This is a genomic window from Dyadobacter sp. HNCC25DJ186 (assembly GCF_056895235.1).
Map to the genome: position 1 here is coordinate 622,548 of NZ_JBXHAS010000002.1, position 20,184 is coordinate 642,731.

Below are 20,184 nucleotides of genomic sequence, written 5' to 3' on the forward strand. Positions count from 1 at the left end.
TTGTTTAATAATCATAACGAAAACAGCCATAATGTCGAATTTTTAGCCGATTTGCTGCTTTCTTGTATCAATATTACTAAAATTCGAGTGATTTATTGGTGCAGTATAGTTACAAATGGCTGCCTGAATTGATGAAGGTCATAATTCCTTGATGAAATATGCAGCTTAAAAAAATCCTGAACTCCCGGACTTAAATTTATTGGGATATGGAAAGGATTAATAAACAAAAGCAACCAAGGACAATTCCGATGTATTTGATATACTTTTTAACAAAATAATAGTTACGAATAAGTACACAATAATTCAAATAGGAAAAATGCAAGCATCAGCCAATATGACATTAGGTTGGTGTGTTCGTGCGCATTTTTCTGTAATTCGTCAAAAGATGGAGAACCTGTCGGTGCGAAAATATAGGGCAGGGCCAAAAAAGGCGAAAACGAAAAAAATATGACTTAAAACCTGAATGATCCTGATCTTTATATGGGGCAATTTTCTGAAATGTACGAAGGTCGAAGCTGTGTAAAAAACCTTTACGGTAATTGGCTTGAATGTGTCGGTAGACTATTCGATTATCCGGCGATATTGTTAATTTCACCATCGGGAATCTGATCATTAACAAACCAATCTTACCTATTAATCCCTTTCATTATGCTTAAATTAGGTTTCAACAGTGCCATATTAGCTGATTTTAGTTTTGAGCACGTTGTGAAATTTGCAGGGAACAACGGATTTTCCTGTATCGAAATGATGTGCTGGCCATCGGATAACGCTGATAGCCGCCGTTATGCAGGCGTTACACATATTGATGTAAATAATTTGACCACCCAAAGAATTTCTGAGATTCATTATGCTTTGAGAGAAGCGCATGTTAACATTTCCGCTTTGGGATATTATCCGAATCCGTTAGACCCGGATCCTGTTAAATCTGAATTTTATATTGAACATATCAAACAGGTCATTCGTGGTGCGGCAAAATTAAATATTCCTGTGGTTACTACTTTTATCGGTCGGGATCCTTCTAAAAGTATAAAGGACAATTTGAAAACTTTTGCGGACGTTTGGCCGGCGATCGTGAAAGTTGCCGAAGAAAATAATATCAAAATTGGAATTGAAAACTGTCCGATGTTTTTTACCGATGATGAATGGCCCGGCGGTAAAAATCTGGCGATAAGTCCTGCCGTATGGGACAAAATGTTTGAAATTATTCCAAGTCGAATTTTCGGCCTGAATTACGATCCTTCGCACATGATCTGGCAAATGATGGATGAAGTGAAACCGATTTATCAATACAAAGAACGGCTTCATCATATTCATTTGAAGGATGTAAAATTATATAAAGATAAACTCGATCAAGTAGGGATCATGGCAAATCCGCTGGAATATCACTCGCCAAAATTACCAGGATTGGGTGACGTAAACTGGCGGGGAGTTTTTGGCGCCCTGACGGATGTCCGTTACCGGGGACCAGTTGTGATTGAAGTTGAGGATAAGGCTTATGAATCAAATATCACAGATGTGCAAACCGCGATCCTAACCAGTAGAAACTATTTGAGACAGTTTTTAGCTTAAAATCATTAATTAAATCCGGTGGGTAACTTTTTATATACCTTCCGGATTTTCAACGAATTCGTTTAAAAATACGTGTTCCCCTTACTTTGCTAATCAGTGTGTAATGACTTTTTACATATTCGTTTATCACAGGCACTTTTTCGTAGGGTATCAACATCTTGCTGAAAATTGAGTAGTCTTCTGGCTGGGTGGCGTCTATAAATAGGGAAGGTTTGTTCATTTCCATGTCTTCAATAAAATCTTTGGTCCAGTACGGAATCAACTTAGATTTTAAGGAAAAATGAAAAGTATGCGCGTCTCTGAATCCCATCGGCCTGTTTGCCAGGACATATAATCGGTCGCGCCATCCCCAGACTACGATTGGCTCGCCGGCATCGGTCTCTTTTTCAATGAATTTGACAACAATTGAATCTAAACCTTGGAAAGATTTGTCGGCAGTGTCAGGGCGTATGTAAAGATTAAAACCCGCCATAATCGTGCAACAAACTAAAAACGAAATCAAAAGGTTTTTTCTTTGTTCCTGGCCGGACAAAGCGATCAAAACTCCCATAAGTAATGTGAGCGGTACGAAAAGATACAGTCTGTAATGCTGGAATGAATTTCCGGATTGTAGCACGGAATAGAGACTGATTAAGAGAAAAAGAAAACAGAAGATGATTGTTTTTTTATTTCTGAGTGTCCAGAAGCTGGAAGTTTTCAAACAGGAAATTATCGCCGCAATGATTAAAAATGTAGCGGAAAACATATATATGCGGGAATTAGCCGAATAGTAGATAAAATTCAATATCCGGATTGGGTTAAATCTTTCAGTGATCGGGACATTCGAAAATTGTGTGGTGTAGGAGTAATAGAAATAATTCCAAAAGTAATTATTCCAAAAAACCATCAGTTTGTCCACTGACAGATAATAAATATTGATGAGCAGTGTTGGCAATATACCTCCGATAATGAAAAGAATAATGTTTCTCCATTCCTTTCGTAAAATAATTTCGATCAAAAAAGCTGCCGCTATTAAAATTCCCATTGGAACATTCTGGAATTTTACAAAAGGAAGACTTCCCAGTATCAGTCCGGTAAAGCCTATTGTAATGTAGTGGGATTTTGTTTTGTTCAGATAACGAATGTAACCATAGGTACACCCTGTCAGCATTAAAATTCCTGGTTGTTCCGAGTTATAGGAGGTATAGTCTGGAAGAAACATCGTGCCGACAAAAAGACACAGGCCCCAGGAAATGATCAGACTTGCTGATTTTTCAAGGTAAAGATTTAGCGTTTTATAGAAAAAAAATAAGCTTCCCAGCCATAATATTATTCCAAGACATTCGGAAGTGTAATAATTTACAGGAACTCCCAGCCAGGAAATGAGGATTAAAGGAAAGACCGTCAGCGGGCGCGAATCTGTGAAATTGAAAAATGTCCAGAGCCAGTCCGGATAGTAATTAATGGCGATCAACGAGCTAAGCCAGGTGCTGGTATCAACATTGACTTCCATATTTAAAACATAAGGAAGTCTAAATAGGAAGGTAAGAATTAATAAAAAAATGAAATATTTATCAGCCTTTTGCGCATACTGCTTATTCTTTTCAGATTTTTTATTAAGCAAATACAGCCCAATTCCAGCGAATATTATGACAAGAAAAATAAACAGCTTGAAGTAAAAGTGATACGTCATAGGCGTTACTACTGACTATTTCTTAGTTGAGGGTCAAATTTATATTTTTTCATTGATCAGACTTTTTTTGAAAATCAAGAAAATATTAAATTTTTGAGAGTTAAATTTTCATTTTTGGAAAATTTAAAAGTATACTTTTCAAAAAAGACCTGAATGAACTAAAAATAGCTCAAATCTAACAAAGTGTCAAAAAATCTTATCCAACGTATTTTTGCAACAAAATGGGATGATGCTTGGCTATACAAAATCATGGACTATAACTAATTCAAGTCATAGTCCGGATTTTCTATTTGAGGAAATTCAACAGAGGTTTTATAAAACGGTCAAAATCTTCAATATGTGGAAGATGGCCAATGTTTTCAAGTTCAACCAATTGACTGTTTTTAATCAGGTTATGCGTTCTCTTTCCTAGTTCCGGATAGTTTCCCATGGTTTTCTGGTCTTCCGGCGTCGCATAATTTTTCCCTACGGCGCTGCGGTCGCGCTGGCCGATTATTAAAAGTGTTGGCGTTTTTATGTTCTGAAATTCATATACAACAGGCTGCGTCATGATCAGATCGTATGTCAACGCATTATTCCAGGCAACCTTTGGATAATCTTTATTGAGCGTCCATCCTGCGGAAAGGTTCACCCAGCGTGTATAATGATCTTTCCATTTTCCATCGTAGTAGCTATTGAGCTGATACTTTTTTATTGACTCAAAATTGCTTTTCAGCTCGCTCTGATACCATTTATCTACGGTTTGATATGGCACTTTCAACTTATAGTCTTCAAGTCCGATAGGATTTTCCAGGATCAGTTTCTCAACTATTTCCGGGTACATGAGCGCGAAGCGAGACGCAACCATTCCACCCATGGAATGGCCAAGCACAATTACTTTTGAGATTTTCAGCGTATCCAGGATTTGTTTTGTATTGGAAGCAAGCTGGTGAAATGAATATTGAAAGTGATCCGGTTTTGATGATTTTCCAAAACCGATTTGATCTGGAATAATGACACGAAATCCTGATTCAGTCAGGGCTTTGGCAGTCTGTTCCCAATAGGCACCATTGAAATTTTTTCCATGTAATAGAATAATGCTTTTTCCATTCGGTTTTTGCGGTTGTACGTCCATAAAGGCCATTCGCAGTTTTTCGTTCTGAATGGTCAATGAGAGAAACTTAACCGGGAAAGGATACTGGTAATTTTCCAGATTGATATCCAGATTTCGAAGTGAATCGTTTTGCGCGTGTGTTTTGAAGGAGAATGCAAGGCAAAGAAATGCCAGGAATATTTTGATTTTCATAAGTTGGGAAATTAAGTAGCCTGAATGATTTCAGAATCACTCAGGCTACTAAAAATATACCAATATATTCCCCAGACAGGGCTCAGCGAGAAATTATTGAATCAATTTTGCTCTTGAAGAAAGAAGTGTGGTACAGAATGCAAGCACACCAACCACGGCAAATGAGAAGCGCAGGTCAGCCATTTGTGCGACAATCCCGATCAATGGTGGTCCGATAAGAAAACCAATAAAACTGATTGAAGAAACGGCAGCTAATGCCATCCCTGCTGACATTGTTGTCGATTTTCCTGCTGCGCTGTATACCAAAGGCACGACAGACGAAACGCCGAAACCAACCAACAACAATCCAAACGTCGCTGACGCCATATAAGGGAAGAGAACAGCCAATGCCATTCCTGACGCCATGAATAAGCCACTCACCTGAAGCATTTTTTTTCTGCCAATTTTGTTTGCCAGCCAGTCGCCAGCAAAACGTCCGCCAGTCATAGTTCCCATAAAAGCAACATATCCCATTGTTTTCATTGAAGCGGGCACTTTAACGACTTCCATAAAATAGACGCCGGACCAGTCAAACATGGCACCTTCACAAACCATTGCACAAAACCCAATCAGCCCAAGCATCAGCAGGTCGCGGTCGGGTTTCACGAACATAGGTTGTTCTTCTCCCGCAGTCTTTTCACTGTCGGGCATGGTGTGTTTGTATGCAGTAAATATGATCGCGAAAGCAGCTACGGCAATTACCATAAAATGGATATGCGGAGGAATATTGACGGAGATAAAAAACGTCCCGATCATCGCACTGACAAAACCTGCCAAACTCCATAGTCCGTGAAACGAAGCCATGATTGATTTTCCATAAACCTGTTCTACGGCAACTGCCTGGGTATTTACGGCGATGTTACAAAGGTTTCCCCAAAGCCCAAACGCAAAAAGAACGATTACGAGTTGTTCTGTTCTTGTGGCAAAACCGATAAATGTTAAGGTGATCGCATATAATATCGCTCCGAAAAGCACCATTTTTTTGCTGCCATATTTTGTTACCATCCATCCGGATATCGGCAAACTTGCCATAAGTCCGAGGGGCAGCGCTAGCAATACTGTTCCTAAGCCCCCTTCTGTAAGGTGCAGCATATTCTTGATATCTGGAATACGGCTGGCCCATGCAGCAAAACTTAATCCTTGAACAAAGAAAAATGCAGCTACTGCAAGTCGCAGATACTTTTTGGATTGGGGTGGTGCTAAAATTGTATATGACATGTGTATAAAAGTTGCTCTGCGCCTTATTCTAATTGTTATTTTAAAAACTAAAATATAATATTTCGCAGAAGTTTAAATTTTCTCTTTTGGTGTTAATCTAATCAGTGTTTGAATATATAATTACCTGATGTTGGAATAATAACGATGAAGCGTATAATTTAATTTCATCAATTTGCATTATTTCAATAATATAAAAAGGTACTTATTGTATTATTTTAAGAAGTTTTGATTTGAAGCAGTCGTCTGCGATTTATGCGTAACTAAATGGCAGAGCAACAAAAAAACCGGAACCTTGCGGCTCCGGTTTTAATACTATTAATTCGTTTTATTAGTCTACGAAGGCAACAGAATCAGATTTTGATTGAATTCTCGCAACTTCTAACTTCTGAGCTCTTTCTGCATTGGCAGGAGTCTTGTAGTTTCTAGGAGAGATTAACGGATTAATGTCAACCCCTTCTTTCTGATACGTTCTCTCAAAAACCAGAGGTGTAGCACGCGGCGCATACTTTGGCGTTGTGCTCACATAACGGGTGTTCTGTTGTTTACTGTATGTCTCGATTGTGCTGATGTTCGAAACGACTATTTCGTCCTTACGTTCTGCCCTTGCTTTGGCAGCTTTGTTTGGATGTTTATAATTATGAGTCGAGATACCAGGATCTACCTGATTCGACTGTGCGTTAGCCGCGATTGAGATTCCTGCTGCAAATATAACGGCTATGATGAAGGCTGACTTGTTCATATGATTAGATATTTATCTGTTATTGAAAACAACAATCCCGAAGGATCATATGCAAGAAACAAATTAATATGAAAAGTGCCTAATTCGGCTAAAAACGATGATTTTGTGAGATTTTAGATAATAGAATATAAAATTATGGCATAAAAGTTGGAAAATTGTAAAACTTCTTAAAATGCGTTTAAAATTTACGCCTAGCGGCTATAAAACTTAAAATTTTCGTTAAAACAGGTTAAAAGTGATCATTGAAAAAATATTTGAAATTGTTTAAATTTTAATCAGATTCTAATGATTGAGGCAAAAAACATGTGATTTCTTCTGATTTTACTACTTCAAAAGTGCCTGTGCAGAAGTTTGTATGCCTGCGCATATCCGATCAATAGGCAAGTCATTTGCGTCTATTCCAAATGGATCTTCAATTTCTTCTGCGATCACTTCGAGGCTGGCAAGGATGTAGAAGACGAACATGACAAAAGGTATTACCAGAAAATGCAGACTAAAAACATAACCGATGGGCAAGGTGAGACAATAAATAAAGATAAACTTTTTAATAAACGAGCTGTATGATAAAGGTATCGGGGTATTCTTTATTCTTTCGCAGGCGCCGCATATATTGGTAAATGCTTCAAGTTCGTGATTTAACAGAATAAGATTTTCAGGAAGAATTAATCCCGACTTTTGCAAAGTGATTGTTTTGCTGAAAAGTGCGGCAGCAATCTGGTTGGGGATATGGTCGTCCAAGTGCAGATCCGATTGTTTAAAAGTAGAAGTTTCTGTAAAATCGTTTGCGACAAAACGGCCGCGTAAATGATTCTTGAAAGCGAAAGCATAGTTTGGGATCATTATTCTGAAAAATTCCCGAACTTCGGTATGTTCCGGACCAATCAATCCGCTTATTTTTAAGGCTAAATTTCGGCTGCAATTCATGAGCGAACCCCATTGTTTCCGGCCTTCCCACCAACGGTCATACGCCGTATTCGTTCTGAAAACGAGAAGCATGGATATTACAAAACCCAGCAGGGAATGCATAAGTGATATATTTTTCAGATCCGTATTCTCTCCGATCCGCCAAACGACCACAATAAGATAAGCAAGGACGGTCGTGTAGACGCCAATGGAAATGATCAGAGGCATCAGTTTTCTGACTGTATCTGCCTTTTGAAAGTAGAAAATATACTTAAACCAATCCTTCGGGTTGTAATCGATCATATAAGTTTGACTTTGTCGATCAGTTTGAAAAACTCCTTGAAACAGCGCGCCGTTAATTGTGCATCTTCCAATGCATTATGTGTTTCTTCTTCTCTTTCAAAACCGAAAAAGCTGGAAACTGAGCCAAGACTAAGCGATCTGGGAACGGACTGTCCATTCTTTTCCAGGATCATAAAGAAAAGATAAGAAACGGTATGCAGATCAATTTGTTTGTTGGAGAATGGCCAGTTCATCTTTTCGTTCTTGTAAGCATAACGAAGGAAATTTATATCATATATAACGCTTTGGCCGCAAATGATGACGTTGGACAAATTTGGCTTTCCTGCATTCAGCTTTTTTACCCATTTTTCAAATTCCGGCAGAACGTCATAGATCATGGGAGCATCTTCCAGATCATCAATCGATAAGCCATGCACTTCCTCCGATTTGGCAGTGAACGCTTCCTCATTTTCAGGATACACATTTTGCAGGTATGTCCCCAACGAACGCCACTGATCATCAAAGAATTCGGCTCCGATTTGTATAATTTCATTCCAGCCTGGCTCGGGGCCGGTCATTTCAATATCAAGCACGAGGAAGGACATATTTCTGTATTATTAATTTGAAATGAAAATTGTAAAATGCGTTTTTCGCGATTCTATCTTTTACTTTTGTGTGCAAATGTAAATAAACATTGCTTTTACCTCATTGATTCATCGTTCATTTGTCTATAAAAATGCCAATTGATTACACAAATATCCCGTCTCCCTGTTTTGTTTTAGAAGAGTCACTACTTCGTAAAAACCTTTCCCTGATCGATCATGTACAGAAATCTGCCGGCTGCAAGATTATTCTTGCCTTGAAAGGTTTTTCAATGTACAGTGCTTTTCCAATCGTAAAGGAATATTTGACCGGAGCAACCGCCAGCTCGCTGAACGAAGTTAAACTAATTAATGACTTTATGGGATATCAGGCGCATACGTACATGCCCGCATATCTTGATCAGGAGTTTTCAGAGATTATGGAACGCAGCAGCCACATAACCTTTAATTCTTTCAGTCAATGGGAGCGTTTTCAAACGCGTGTTGAAGAATTTAAAGCGGCAAATCCTGAACATGCTCTATCTTGTGGTATACGCGTGAATCCGCAGTATTCCGAAGTAGAAACAGATATGTATAATCCCTGTGTACCCGGTTCACGTCTTGGGGTAACCCGTGACAAATTACCAGATACACTGCCAGCAGGGATCGATGGCATTCATTTTCATTCCCTATGCGAAAATGATTCATCTACATTAGAAAGGACCCTTGAAGCATTGGAATTTCGTTTTGCAGATCTGTTGCATCAGGCGAAATGGCTCAACATGGGTGGTGGACATTTGATGACCAGAGAAGGATATGATATTGACAAACTCATCAGTCTTGTTCAAAAAATCCGCGAAAAATATAATATAGAAGTTATTCTTGAACCCGGTTCGGCGATAGCCTGGCGGACTGGTGAGCTGGTAACCACTGTGCTGGATGTTATGGATAGTCAAGGAATAGACGTCGCGATTTTGGATACTTCATTCGCCGCGCATATGCCTGATACTCTGGAAATGCCTTACAAACCTGTGATCAGGGGCTCATACCATGAAGCACAACCGGGGAAACCAACTTACAGAATGGGCGGGATGACCTGTCTTGCAGGAGACTTTATTGGTGATTATTCATTTGATAAACCTTTGCAGATCGGTGATCAGATTATCTTTGAAGACATGATCCATTACACAATGGTAAAAACAACAACTTTTAACGGTGTTAATCTTCCTTCCATTGGTATCTGGCAAAAAAATGACACTTTCCGACTGATCCGGTCATTTGGTTATGAGAGTTTCAAAGACCGCTTATCGTAATTTTCAAGGATCTTACAGATGTTAATTTCATCTGTAAGATCCTTGATTTTTAGGGAAGCATTGGAAATAATTTCCTGATCTCTTCCGTGTTCGGTTGTTTTCCATATTCACAGATTTCAAATACTTCTGCCTGTTTCACCAAATCTGCTCTTTCTTTTCCGTACCACTTATCCAGAGAAATTTTTATTTCTGGCGTCACAGCTGATCTTTTTTCCGTGGCTGCCAGGAGCCATTTTTTTCGCTCTTCCAAATCTTTTGGAACATTATCCAGATCCTGGTTTGTCCACGGCAGCCATTCATAAAATTGCGAAACGTGCGCGTCTAAACCATGAACTTTCCCTGGCATTACCGCGGTGATATCAACGGCAATATCGGGCCGGAACGGATTTGGCTTTTGGAAACGATCACGGAAGTAAAGAAATACAGGGTTTTTTCTTAGTGGAGGAACGTTACTTGCTATGCTCGGAACGATGACCAGATAGGCGGCATCCTGTACAATGACGCCGGTATTCCTATGGTCAGGATGATAATCGTTGGTTCTTGGCGCAATGACAATGTCTGCATTCCACTTTCTGATCTGCCTGATCACTTCCAGGCGATTTTCCAGCGTCGGCATCAATTCGCCGTCATTATTTTTCAAAACTTCATATTCAATTCCGAAACGTTTTGCAGCTTCCTTCGCTTCTTTCAGCCGGCGATAATAAATTTGACCCTCATTCATGGTCTGATGGCCTTTATCTCCGTTTGTCAGCGACACGAATTTTACTTTGTGGCCCATCGAAGAATAAAGCAGAGCAATGCCACCGGCTCCGAGGTCGCAATCGTCGGGATGAGCGCCGAATACAATGACGCGTATAGGGGAGGATGGTTCAGTTTTCAAATTTTGTGCCCTTCCTGTAAAAGCAGCACAAATGATGCCAAAGAGTAAAATATACTTTTTCATAAATCAGATTTTAGTAAAAAGAGGTTTAGTGTTTGCTAAAAATAATCAAATTTCCTGAATCCTGTCTGGGTCATCAAATATAACCTGAGATACGAAAAATTGTATTTTTATGTCGAATTGATAGCATACGTGTAATCCCGGAAATGTTCAAATAAATTTTTTTACGAGGTTATTACCTAGACTTACAATCTCTTACGCAGGGTTATAGAAATATTTCACGCCCAAGTCATGAAAATCTGTCTTTTTTGCTGTACTTTTGTATCCCGTAATCATAGAAAAAAAGCAAAGTCTTATGGCTTCCAAAGCACGAAAGACCGCTAAGTACATTTTCGTTACGGGCGGTGTTACATCATCATTAGGTAAAGGGATTATAGCTTCATCTCTCGCTAAATTACTGCAAGCCAGAGGGCTGTCAGTCACAATTCAAAAATTTGATCCGTATATAAATATTGATCCGGGTACCATGAATCCTTACGAGCATGGCGAATGTTACGTAACGGACGATGGTGCTGAGACAGATCTTGACCTGGGACACTACGAGCGTTTTTTGAACGTCAGCACCTCTCAGGCAAACAATGTTACAACGGGTCGGGTTTATCATAATGTTATTACAGCTGAAAGACGTGGTGATTTCCTTGGAAAAACAGTTCAGGTTGTTCCTCACATCACCGACGAGTTGAAAAGAAATATGATGTTGCTGGGTCAAACTGGTGATTATGATATTGTTATTACTGAAATTGGTGGCTGTGTTGGTGATATTGAGTCACTACCTTTTCTGGAAGCTGTTCGTCAGATCAAATTTGAACTGGAACAACACGACACATTAATTATTCATCTGACCCTTATTCCGTATTTGAATTCTGCGGGTGAGTTGAAAACGAAGCCAACGCAGCACTCAGTAAGAATGTTGCAGGAATCGGGTATTCAGCCGGATATTCTCGTTTGCCGTACAGAACATCCTTTGCCGACAGATCTTCGCAAGAAAATTGCTTTATTCTGTAACGTTCAGGTTAATTCGGTTATCGAAGCGATGGATGCTGATACAATTTATGCTGTGCCGTTGTTGATGTTGAAGGAAAGACTGGATCAGCGTGCATTGTATATGCTTGACATTTATAATGATAAAGACGTTGACCTTGATGCCTGGAAAACCTTCCTGTCTCGGCTAAAAAATCCGATTGATGCCATCAAAATTGGTTTGGTTGGAAAATATGTAGAGTTGCATGACGCTTACAAATCTATTGTTGAATCATTCATTCATGCAGGTTCTGCCAATGAGTGTAAAGTGACAATTGAATGGATACATTCTGAAAGCCTTACGCCTGAAAATGTCATAGATAAACTTTCCGGGCTGGATGGTGTATTGGTTGCTCCTGGCTTTGGAGAACGTGGTATTGACGGTAAAATCGAAGCGATTCAATATGTTCGTGAAAATGGAATTCCTTTCTTCGGTATTTGTTTAGGTATGCAAATGGCAGTTATTGAGTATGCCCGTAATGTCATTGGTTTGGAAGGCGCGCATTCTGTAGAAATGGATGCTTCAACAGAACATCCGGTAATCAACCTGATGGAAGATCAGAAAGATGTGGCTAATATGGGCGGAACGATGCGTTTAGGGGCCTATCCATGCCGTTTGAAAAAAGATTCTCTGGCTAACCGTATCTACGGAAAACTGAATATTAAAGAACGTCACCGTCACCGTTACGAATTCAATAACAAATATTTGAAAGCATTCGAAGAGAAAGGACTTATGGCTACTGGGATCAATCCTGACAATAATCTGGTTGAGATGGTGGAACTTCCGGGACATCCTTTTTATATAGGCGTGCAGTTTCACCCTGAATTGAAAAGTACCGTTATGAACCCGCATCCACTGTTCGTAAATTTCGTCAAAGCGGCACTTACATATTCGTTAGAAAAACGTGCGGTTGTCTCCTGATCTGATCTATTCCTCTAATCAGGAAAGCCAATCAGGAAAAACTTATTACCTTTGCCCTCCCGAAGAGGATAATATCTCAATAATTTTTAGTTTAGAATGGATAAAAATTTTGTAATCGGCTTAGTACTTATAATGCTAATGCTGGTCGGCTATCAGTTTCTGGTTCCAAAACCAGTTGAACCCGCTCCGATAGCCCAAGTGAATTCGGACTCTGCCAAGGCTTCCACAGCACAAGCAGCAATTAAAGCAGATACCGCGCGGACAACCGTATCAGGCGATACAGCCGTAGTTGAGATTGCTCCCCAAGACCTGGTTATCGAAACCACAGATTCCCGTATTGTTTTCACAAATAAGGGTGGTGTTTTGAAAGAAGTTATGTTGAAAAAATACAAAACTTATGACAAAAAGCCGCTTTATCTAATTGTTGAAAACCACAATAAATTTCAAATTAACTTCCCAACGCAAACAGGGAATGTAAATTTGGCTGATCAGTTTTTCACGACTTCTTCGAAAGCACAAACACTTTCTGCGAAGGATTCCGCAATAATTACTTACCGTACCGATTTAGGTAAAAATCAATTTGTTGAGCAAACTTACGTGGTTCATGGTGCAGGGTATGTAATTGACTATGGTATCAAATCCAATAGTCTTGTTGCAGGTGATAAGTCAATACAGCTTGACTGGAAAAATGATCTTCTGAAACTTGAAAATGATATGACTGAAAACCGCAAGGCGATAACAGTCAATTATTATACTGACGGACTGAACAGTTTATCACAAAGCCCAACAGCTAACGAAGAAGCCAAAGCGGAAGATCCAGTGAAATGGTTTACCATTAAGCATAAATATTTCCTTGCAGGTTTGATTTCTGAAAAGCACCCGTTTACGAATGTTGATGTTAAAACGGAGGTAAATGTCAATGACACGACGATCGTGAAAACTGCGAATGTGGCTGCATCAATCCCTATGTCGGCCGTTCAGAAGAACGAAGCAAATTTTCACTTCTACATTGGACCAAATGATTATCATATCGTTCAAAAAGTTCAGGCTGAGAATTTTGAAGAAAACGTTTATCTGGGATATGCGTTCCTGAAACCTATCAATAAGTACTTCCTGGTTCCATTATTTAACTTTTTGGAAGGGTTTATTTCTAATTACGGTCTTTTAATCATCTGTCTTGTATTGTTTGTAAAAACGCTGCTAACGCCGCTTACTTACAAATCATACATTAGTATGGCTAAAATGAAGCTTCTTGCTCCTGAGCTGGAAGAACTTAAGGCCAAAAATCCTGACGACGCCGCAAAACAACAGCAGGATCAAATGAAATTGTATCAGGAAGTTGGGGTCAGTCCGCTAAGTGGTTGTATACCAGTGCTTGCGACCATGCCAATTCTGTTCTCGCTCTTTTTCTTATTCCCGAACCTGATCGAGCTAAGGCAGCAATCTTTCCTTTGGGCTGGTGATTTGTCAACCTATGATACTTTTATTAAACTTCCGTTTGCGCTTCCTTTTTATGGAGATCACGTGAGTTTGTTCACGATCATGATGACTATTTCAAGTATCGGGTATGCATATTACAACAACCAGATTACTCCGAACCAGCCTGGTCCGGTTAATATGAAAATGTTGAGTTATATCATGCCGCTGATGTTCATGTTTGTTCTTAACTCGTTCCCTGCTGGTTTGACTTTTTACTATTTCGTTTCCAATGTTGTTACAATCGGACAGCAATTACTGATCAAAAAGTTTGTGAACGAAGATAAAATCAGAAATATTCTTGAAGAAAATCGCAAGAAAAATGCTTCGGGAGAGAAAAAACAAACTAAGTTTCAGAAGTATCTTGAAAAATCGTTACAGGCTGCTGATGAAGCTAAAAAGAAACAAGCTGACTTAGAAAAACGTACAAAACGTAAATAACAAGGCATTTTACCAATAGCGAATGGGCAATGTTTCTTAATGGAAACATTGCCCGTTTCTTTTTCCCTTTAAACGGTTTTCGTAATTTGACCCACCAAATTAATATGCCTGATACGCCGATGAGATTTTCCATTTTGTTAATACTATTCATTCTTACAGGTCTGAGCGACTTTTCAATGGCTCAAACACCCGCTCAAAATGAAACGAAATATAAAGCTGCTGTTTCTGATGTTAAAAAAGGAGCATATAATATAGCCATTGAAAAGCTGGCACCTTTAACCAGCACCAACATTCAGGCTCCGTATTCGCCGTATGCGCATTATTATTACGCCTTATCCGCCTATAATCTTAAACGATATAGAGAAAGTAAACAGATGCTTCTGCAACTGATCAGCCGTTATCCCGCCTGGAACAAGGTAAATGATGCCTACTATCTTCTTGGAGCGAACCATCTGGCGACGGAACAGTACAAGGAAGGCCTGGGATTTTTGCAGCGAATTAAGGATTCTTCATACAATAAAGATGTCCAGGCGCTTAAACAGCATTATTTTGGAGAAATAAAAGACCTTAACAAATTGAAGGAAATTCAGAGACAATTTCCTGATGACCGTGACATTGCAATTGAGTTAATTCAATTTATCGATCGTTCTCCTACGTCAACAAAAACGGATGATTTACAGGCAGAGCAGTTGATAGCCGAATTTAAAGTAAGCAGTAAGGAAAAAAAATCTACGAATGCGGACGGTCCGCAGAAGAGTATCCCGAAAACAGAGGGGCAATGGGAGAAAGGATATTTCAACGTTGCGGTTATGTTGCCTTTTCGGTTGGATGAATTTAGTACTTCTAAAAGACGGACCAACCAATTTGCTTACGATTATTATCTGGGGCTCGTGCAAGCGCAGAAAAAATTGGACACGGAGGGTATCAAAATAAATTTGCTGGCCTATGACGTCACAAACGAGGCAAAATCTATGAATGGAATCATAGGTAATTCTGAATTTCAACAGTCTGACCTGGTTATCGGCCCGTTGTATCCAAGTACTTTTGACGTAGCCGCCGGATATGTAACAAATGCCAATATGTTTATGCTCAATCCTTTGTCAACAGACGCAAGCTTGTTGTCCCGTGGAGAAAATATGTACCTGGCGCATCCTTCGATACAGTTTCAGATTCAAAAAGCTGCGGAATGGATGAAGTCTGTCGCGCCGGGACCTGCGGTAGCCATCTATTACGGAAATAATGCGAAGGATTCTGTGATGGCTTTTTCTTATGCAAACGAGATTAAACTGCGTGGCGGCCGGGTTTTGGAGATATTAAAAATAATTTCTGACCGTGAATGGCTTGAAAATAAAATGTCACAATTTGCGACAACTAAACCTTCACACGTTGCCGTATTTGCTTCCGATGGAAGTTCAGGTGCTACGGTACTTGATGTTTTAAATGCAAGAACATTAACGACAGTTCCCGTGCTGGCTAATTCTGCCAGTTTCAATTTGCAGCAATCCCGTCTGGGTAAATATGGTTCGCGGCTTTATCTGATTGAAACGGATTATATCGATCGTGAGAAGGATCAGGTTCGGGAATTTCAACAGGAGTACTGGGCAGCAACAAATACTTTCCCGTCTTCTTATTCTTATCAGGGATATGATCAGTTGTTATTTTTTGGACGTATGCTCGCCAAGTACAAGGATGGTCTCAAACGCGGTTTGGAGATGAGAAAGTATGATGACGATTACCTTCTATCAGGGTTCGACTATACAAAATCACGTGAAAATCAGATCCAGCCGTTATTAAAATACAGTGGCACAAAATGGGTGCCGGTTAGATAATTAAATTATGAATATTTCAACAAGTCAGGCGTTATTTGAAAAAGCGCAAAATTTTATCCCGGGTGGTGTTAACTCGCCCGTACGTGCCTTTCGCGCGGTTGGCGGTTCTCCTGTTTTTATAAAATCTGCAAAGGGGCCGTACATTTATGATGAAGACGATAATGAATATATCGAATTAATTAATTCCTGGGGCCCGATGATTCTTGGTCATGGCCATGAATTAATTCAAAAGGCCGTTTCTGATGCGATTCAGCATTCTTTTTCCTTTGGCGCGCCGACCAGACGGGAAGTTGAAATGGCTGAGCTGATCACTTCTATGGTTCCGTCGATCGAAAAAGTTCGTATGGTGAATTCTGGTACGGAAGCGACCATGTCGGCTATTCGTGTTGCAAGAGGATTTACAGGTCGTGATAAAATCATCAAATTTGAAGGATGTTACCACGGACACGGGGATAGTTTTTTAATTGCTGCGGGAAGTGGTGCTGTAACTTTTGGAACTCCGGATAGTCCTGGCGTTACAAAAGGTGTCGCAAACGATACGCTAACGGCTCCGTATAATGATCTTGAAGCAGTGCAGAAACTGGTTGATGCCAACAAGGGACATATCGCTGCATTGATCCTTGAACCGGTTGTTGGTAACATGGGTTGCGTTTTGCCCGCCGATGGATTTCTGGAAGGACTACGTAAAATTTGTGACGAAGAAGGGATTGTGTTCATCTTTGATGAAGTAATGACAGGATTTCGTTTGTCAAAAGGTGGTGCGCAGGAGCGTTTCGGAATCAAGCCGGATTTAACCACTTTGGGTAAAATAATCGGGGGAGGTATGCCTGTCGGTGCTTATGGCGGGAAGGCTGAAATTATGAACTGGGTTTCTCCGCTGGGGCCTGTTTATCAGGCAGGTACACTGTCCGGTAATCCGATTGCCATGGCAGCCGGTTTAACGATGCTGAATTATCTGAACGAGCATCCCGAGGTTTATTCACAACTTGAACTATCCGGACATAAACTGGTCAACGGCTTCCGGAATTCGATGAAAAAATTAGGCTTGAATTACACGATCAATAACATCGGTTCGATGTATACTTTATTTTTTACAGAGCAGCAGGTAACCGATTTTCCGTCAGCAAAATCGTCGGATTTACCGCTTTTTGGTAAGTATTTTCATGCGATGCTGGACCGAGGAATATACATGGGCCCGTCACAATTTGAAAGTATGTTCTTGTCAACCGCTTTGGAAGACAGCCATATCGAAAGAATCATTCAAGCGAACGAAGAATCTCTTCGTGAAGTAATCGGCTAAGCGATGCGGAAATATTCTGTCATAATTCCTGTATATAACCGTCCTGACGAATTGCAGGAATTATTGACTTGTCTTTGTACACAATCGTACAAAAATTTTGAGGTAATTATCGTTGAAGACGGTTCTAAAATCAAAGCGGATGATGTTGTCGAATCTTTCAAAAACCGTCTGGACATACATTATTTCTATAAAGAAAACGGTGGACAGGGTTTCGCGCGAAATACCGGTTTTGAGAAAGCATCAGGAGATTATTTCGTTCTCCTGGATTCAGATGCGCTGATTGAGCCGGAGTATTTGTCTATCGTTGATACCAAGTTAAATCTCGTATATGTTGATCTTTTTGGAGGGCCGGATACAGACCATCCGTCTTTTTCTCCCATCCAAAAAGCAATTAGTTATTCCATGACTTCCTTCTTCACAACAGGAGGGATCCGTGGAAAGAAAAATAACATGGGTGGAACATTTCATCCACGAAGTTTCAATATGGGACTTTCACGTGCGGTTTGGGAGCGTACAGGAGGTTTCTTGACCAGCAGGATGGGAGAGGATATTCTGTTTAGTATTGCTGCTTTACGGCTTGGTTTCAAATCTGCACTTATTCCCGAAGCATTTATTTATCACAAACGCCGAACGCAATTTGGTCAGTTTTTCCGCCAGCTGAAATTTTTTGGACGCGCGAGAATCAATATTGCCCGTTTTTATCCGGATGAGCTAAAACTGGTACACACTTTCCCGCTGCTTTTCACTATTGGTGTATGCAGTATACCTTTCTGGTTTTTTATTTTTAAGCCATTTTTTTATCTCGGCCTTGCAGGATTATCGCTCTACGTAATTCTTTTATTCAGTGATGCGCTTAAAGCAACAAAAAGCCTGCATGTGGCAGGTCTGAGTCTGATCGCTGCTTTTGTTCAGCTTTTCGGTTATGGCGTAGGTTTTATACAGGAAGGTTGGACGAGGATTTGGGAGAAAAAATCGCACCGTGAGACTGGTGCAGCCATTGAGTATCCATCATGATATAAAAAAAGAGACAGGATTTAGATTCTGTCTCTTTTCATTTTTAGCTATTTTTGGCAGAAATAAACAATTTCCTGGCTGGGCAGAGAATATTTCTTCACTTCCGCTGGTGTCAATTCATCCATTACGAAACGATCTTCTTTGACAGTGAACCCGCCTTTTTCCAGCTCACGACCGTAATTTCTTCCAAAAAGGCGAAGATGATCATTTTGCAGGAAGTGAATTTCGCGTTCCCTTGGATCAGTGATGGTCGGATCTTCATAGGTAACTTCATATTTCATATCCTGCGGCGATTGGATCAAAGCCCATCCACCAGGTTTCAAAACGCGGTGAAGTTCGCTCATGGCACGGATATAGTCGTCAACATGTTCCATGACGTGATTGCAAAAAGCGACATCGAATGTGTTGTCTGGAAAAGGTATATCATGAATATCCATTTTCACTTTCGCCAATGGGGATTCGATGTCTGCTGTAATATAATCAAGATTTTTCATCTGCTCGAAACGGTCAATGAAACAGTATTCGGGCGCAACGTGCAGCACTTTAAGGTCAGCTGTGAAAAAGTTAGTTTTACGTTTGAGGTAGAGGCCCATCAACCGGTGTCGTTCCAAAGATAAACAATGGGGACACAGCGCGTTATCCCGGCTTGAAGTATTCCGGCCATAAGGTAAAAATTTCTTGTAGTGGCTGTTGCAAACCGGGCATTCTACCTCATTTCCAATATAAAAAATACTCAGAAAACGGGCTACCCAATGGCCCACTAATTGCAGGTATGGACGAGGAATGTAACGTAAAACTAAACTAATGATGGCTTTCATTAAACCAATTGGTTAAAAATTAATAATTTTATGTTCTTATCAGGTAATAATCTCTTAAAATGATTCCAGCAGTTAATCCAAAGCCTCCGGGCAAACAACTTATTAAAAGAATGTCAACGCGCACCAAGTGGCTGATACTGGCTCCTGTGGGACTTGTTTTATTCAGTTGTGGCCTTATGGTACTTAACGAAGCTGTGCATCAGCGTCGCGTCGGAGAACCAACGCAGGTTTGGGTTTTGCTTGGGCTTTACAGTCTTGCATTAATCAACACCGGGCTGATTTTCTTCGGAGAAGCTCTACGATTTCGTATACTACTTGATGTTCGCCGCGAGACGAGAAGGAGCATGCGACAACTATTGCGTAAAGTCAATGCCAAATCGGTTCGTAAGGAGCCGGCACGAAAGAGCAAATCCGACAAAAAAACAAAAAGCCCTACCAAAACAGATTGACAGGGACTTGTTGATAACATAGTATCGGAGAGGCGTTTGATTATTGCTTATTAGCTTCAAACTGTGCTTTGATAGCCTCAACGTCGACATTTCTTACTTCTGGCTTACGCAAAAGGTTTTTGATTGTTGCTGTACGATTATTTGCCACAGCTTTATTTCTACGACTTTTACGTTTTAATTCCGTAACTCCCATTTTAAAATTATTGTTTTGTGAAAGAGCCGCAAAATTAAGGAAATTTGCGTAAATAAAGTAGTAAATAGTCATAAAAATTGCATAACCTCTCTAACTTTACGTTTTTAAATGCTGATTGTATCGCTTTAATTTCCGCTTGATTTCAATTCAAAGTATGGAAACCTCCGATGAAAGTTGAAAT

Annotated in this window: 17 protein-coding genes; 8 read left to right on the plus strand and 9 right to left on the minus strand. The window is 40.0% G+C overall.

What is annotated here, in order from left to right; all coding sequences use genetic code 11:
* Positions 1–648: 648 nt before the first annotated feature.
* Entirely contained in the window at positions 649–1,569 is a 921-nt protein-coding gene (locus AC1XUO_RS07615; RefSeq protein ID WP_483329173.1) for a sugar phosphate isomerase/epimerase family protein, read from the plus strand.
* Between the two features lie 49 nt (positions 1,570–1,618).
* Here AC1XUO_RS07615 and AC1XUO_RS07620 read toward each other — a convergent pair whose 3' ends face one another.
* The 6 genes from AC1XUO_RS07620 to AC1XUO_RS07645 all read right to left on the minus strand — a co-directional run bounded on the left by AC1XUO_RS07620 (position 1,619) and on the right by AC1XUO_RS07645 (position 8,312).
* Positions 1,619–3,061: a hypothetical protein gene (locus tag AC1XUO_RS07620; protein WP_483329174.1), complete on the minus strand. Its 1,443-nt coding sequence runs from the start codon at positions 3,059–3,061 to the stop codon at positions 1,619–1,621.
* A 466-nt stretch (positions 3,062–3,527) separates the two neighbouring features.
* The gene (locus tag AC1XUO_RS07625) at positions 3,528–4,526 is read right to left on the minus strand and encodes an alpha/beta fold hydrolase (RefSeq protein ID WP_483329175.1); all 999 of its coding nucleotides are present in this window, start codon (positions 4,524–4,526) and stop codon (positions 3,528–3,530) included.
* A 93-nt stretch (positions 4,527–4,619) separates the two neighbouring features.
* Positions 4,620–5,783, minus strand: a complete 1,164-nt coding sequence (locus AC1XUO_RS07630; RefSeq protein ID WP_483329176.1) for an MFS transporter — start codon at positions 5,781–5,783, stop codon at positions 4,620–4,622.
* Positions 5,784–6,111: 328 nt separating this feature from the next.
* On the minus strand, positions 6,112–6,522 hold the full coding sequence (locus tag AC1XUO_RS07635; protein WP_483329177.1) for a hypothetical protein: 411 nt from the start codon (positions 6,520–6,522) through the stop codon (positions 6,112–6,114).
* 324 nt (positions 6,523–6,846) lie between these two features.
* Entirely contained in the window at positions 6,847–7,728 is an 882-nt protein-coding gene (locus tag AC1XUO_RS07640) for a bestrophin family protein (protein WP_483329178.1), read from the minus strand.
* Positions 7,725–8,312, minus strand: a complete 588-nt coding sequence (locus tag AC1XUO_RS07645; protein WP_483329179.1) for a 3'-5' exonuclease — start codon at positions 8,310–8,312, stop codon at positions 7,725–7,727. Before AC1XUO_RS07645 ends, AC1XUO_RS07640 begins: the two co-directional genes overlap by 4 nt.
* 131 nt (positions 8,313–8,443) lie before the next feature.
* Between AC1XUO_RS07645 and nspC the strand changes: the two genes are divergently transcribed.
* Complete coding sequence (nspC, locus tag AC1XUO_RS07650; RefSeq protein WP_483329180.1) at positions 8,444–9,601, plus strand: carboxynorspermidine decarboxylase; 1,158 nt, start codon at positions 8,444–8,446, stop codon at positions 9,599–9,601.
* Between the two features lie 49 nt (positions 9,602–9,650).
* Here the strand turns inward: nspC and AC1XUO_RS07655 are convergent, their stop codons facing one another.
* On the minus strand, positions 9,651–10,544 hold the full coding sequence (locus AC1XUO_RS07655; protein WP_483329181.1) for a PIG-L deacetylase family protein: 894 nt from the start codon (positions 10,542–10,544) through the stop codon (positions 9,651–9,653).
* Positions 10,545–10,836: 292 nt separating this feature from the next.
* Here AC1XUO_RS07655 and AC1XUO_RS07660 point away from each other — a divergent pair, with 292 nt between their 5' ends.
* The 5 genes from AC1XUO_RS07660 to AC1XUO_RS07680 all read left to right on the plus strand — a co-directional run bounded on the left by AC1XUO_RS07660 (position 10,837) and on the right by AC1XUO_RS07680 (position 18,543).
* On the plus strand, positions 10,837–12,483 hold the full coding sequence (locus AC1XUO_RS07660) for a CTP synthase (RefSeq protein WP_483329182.1): 1,647 nt from the start codon (positions 10,837–10,839) through the stop codon (positions 12,481–12,483).
* A 96-nt stretch (positions 12,484–12,579) separates the two neighbouring features.
* Entirely contained in the window at positions 12,580–14,400 is a 1,821-nt protein-coding gene (gene yidC / locus AC1XUO_RS07665; protein WP_483329183.1) for a membrane protein insertase YidC, read from the plus strand.
* 119 nt (positions 14,401–14,519) lie between these two features.
* Entirely contained in the window at positions 14,520–16,229 is a 1,710-nt protein-coding gene (locus tag AC1XUO_RS07670) for an ABC transporter substrate-binding protein (protein WP_483329184.1), read from the plus strand.
* Positions 16,230–16,236: 7 nt separating this feature from the next.
* The gene (gene hemL, locus AC1XUO_RS07675) at positions 16,237–17,529 is read left to right on the plus strand and encodes a glutamate-1-semialdehyde 2,1-aminomutase (protein ID WP_483329185.1); all 1,293 of its coding nucleotides are present in this window, start codon (positions 16,237–16,239) and stop codon (positions 17,527–17,529) included.
* A 3-nt stretch (positions 17,530–17,532) separates the two neighbouring features.
* Positions 17,533–18,543 (plus strand): glycosyltransferase family 2 protein, encoded by a 1,011-nt coding sequence (locus AC1XUO_RS07680; RefSeq protein WP_483329186.1) that lies wholly within the window; start codon positions 17,533–17,535, stop codon positions 18,541–18,543.
* Positions 18,544–18,590: 47 nt separating this feature from the next.
* On the opposite strand, the gene AC1XUO_RS07685 is transcribed toward AC1XUO_RS07680, so the two are convergent.
* A complete protein-coding gene (locus AC1XUO_RS07685) occupies positions 18,591–19,361 on the minus strand; it encodes a methyltransferase domain-containing protein (protein ID WP_483329187.1) in 771 nt (256 codons plus the stop codon).
* A gap of 59 nt (positions 19,362–19,420) precedes the next feature.
* Here AC1XUO_RS07685 and AC1XUO_RS07690 point away from each other — a divergent pair, with 59 nt between their 5' ends.
* The gene (locus AC1XUO_RS07690) at positions 19,421–19,810 is read left to right on the plus strand and encodes a hypothetical protein (protein ID WP_483329188.1); all 390 of its coding nucleotides are present in this window, start codon (positions 19,421–19,423) and stop codon (positions 19,808–19,810) included.
* Positions 19,811–19,850: 40 nt separating this feature from the next.
* On the opposite strand, the gene AC1XUO_RS07695 is transcribed toward AC1XUO_RS07690, so the two are convergent.
* Positions 19,851–20,075: a hypothetical protein gene (locus tag AC1XUO_RS07695; RefSeq protein ID WP_483329576.1), complete on the minus strand. Its 225-nt coding sequence runs from the start codon at positions 20,073–20,075 to the stop codon at positions 19,851–19,853.
* Positions 20,076–20,184 lie beyond the last annotated feature (109 nt).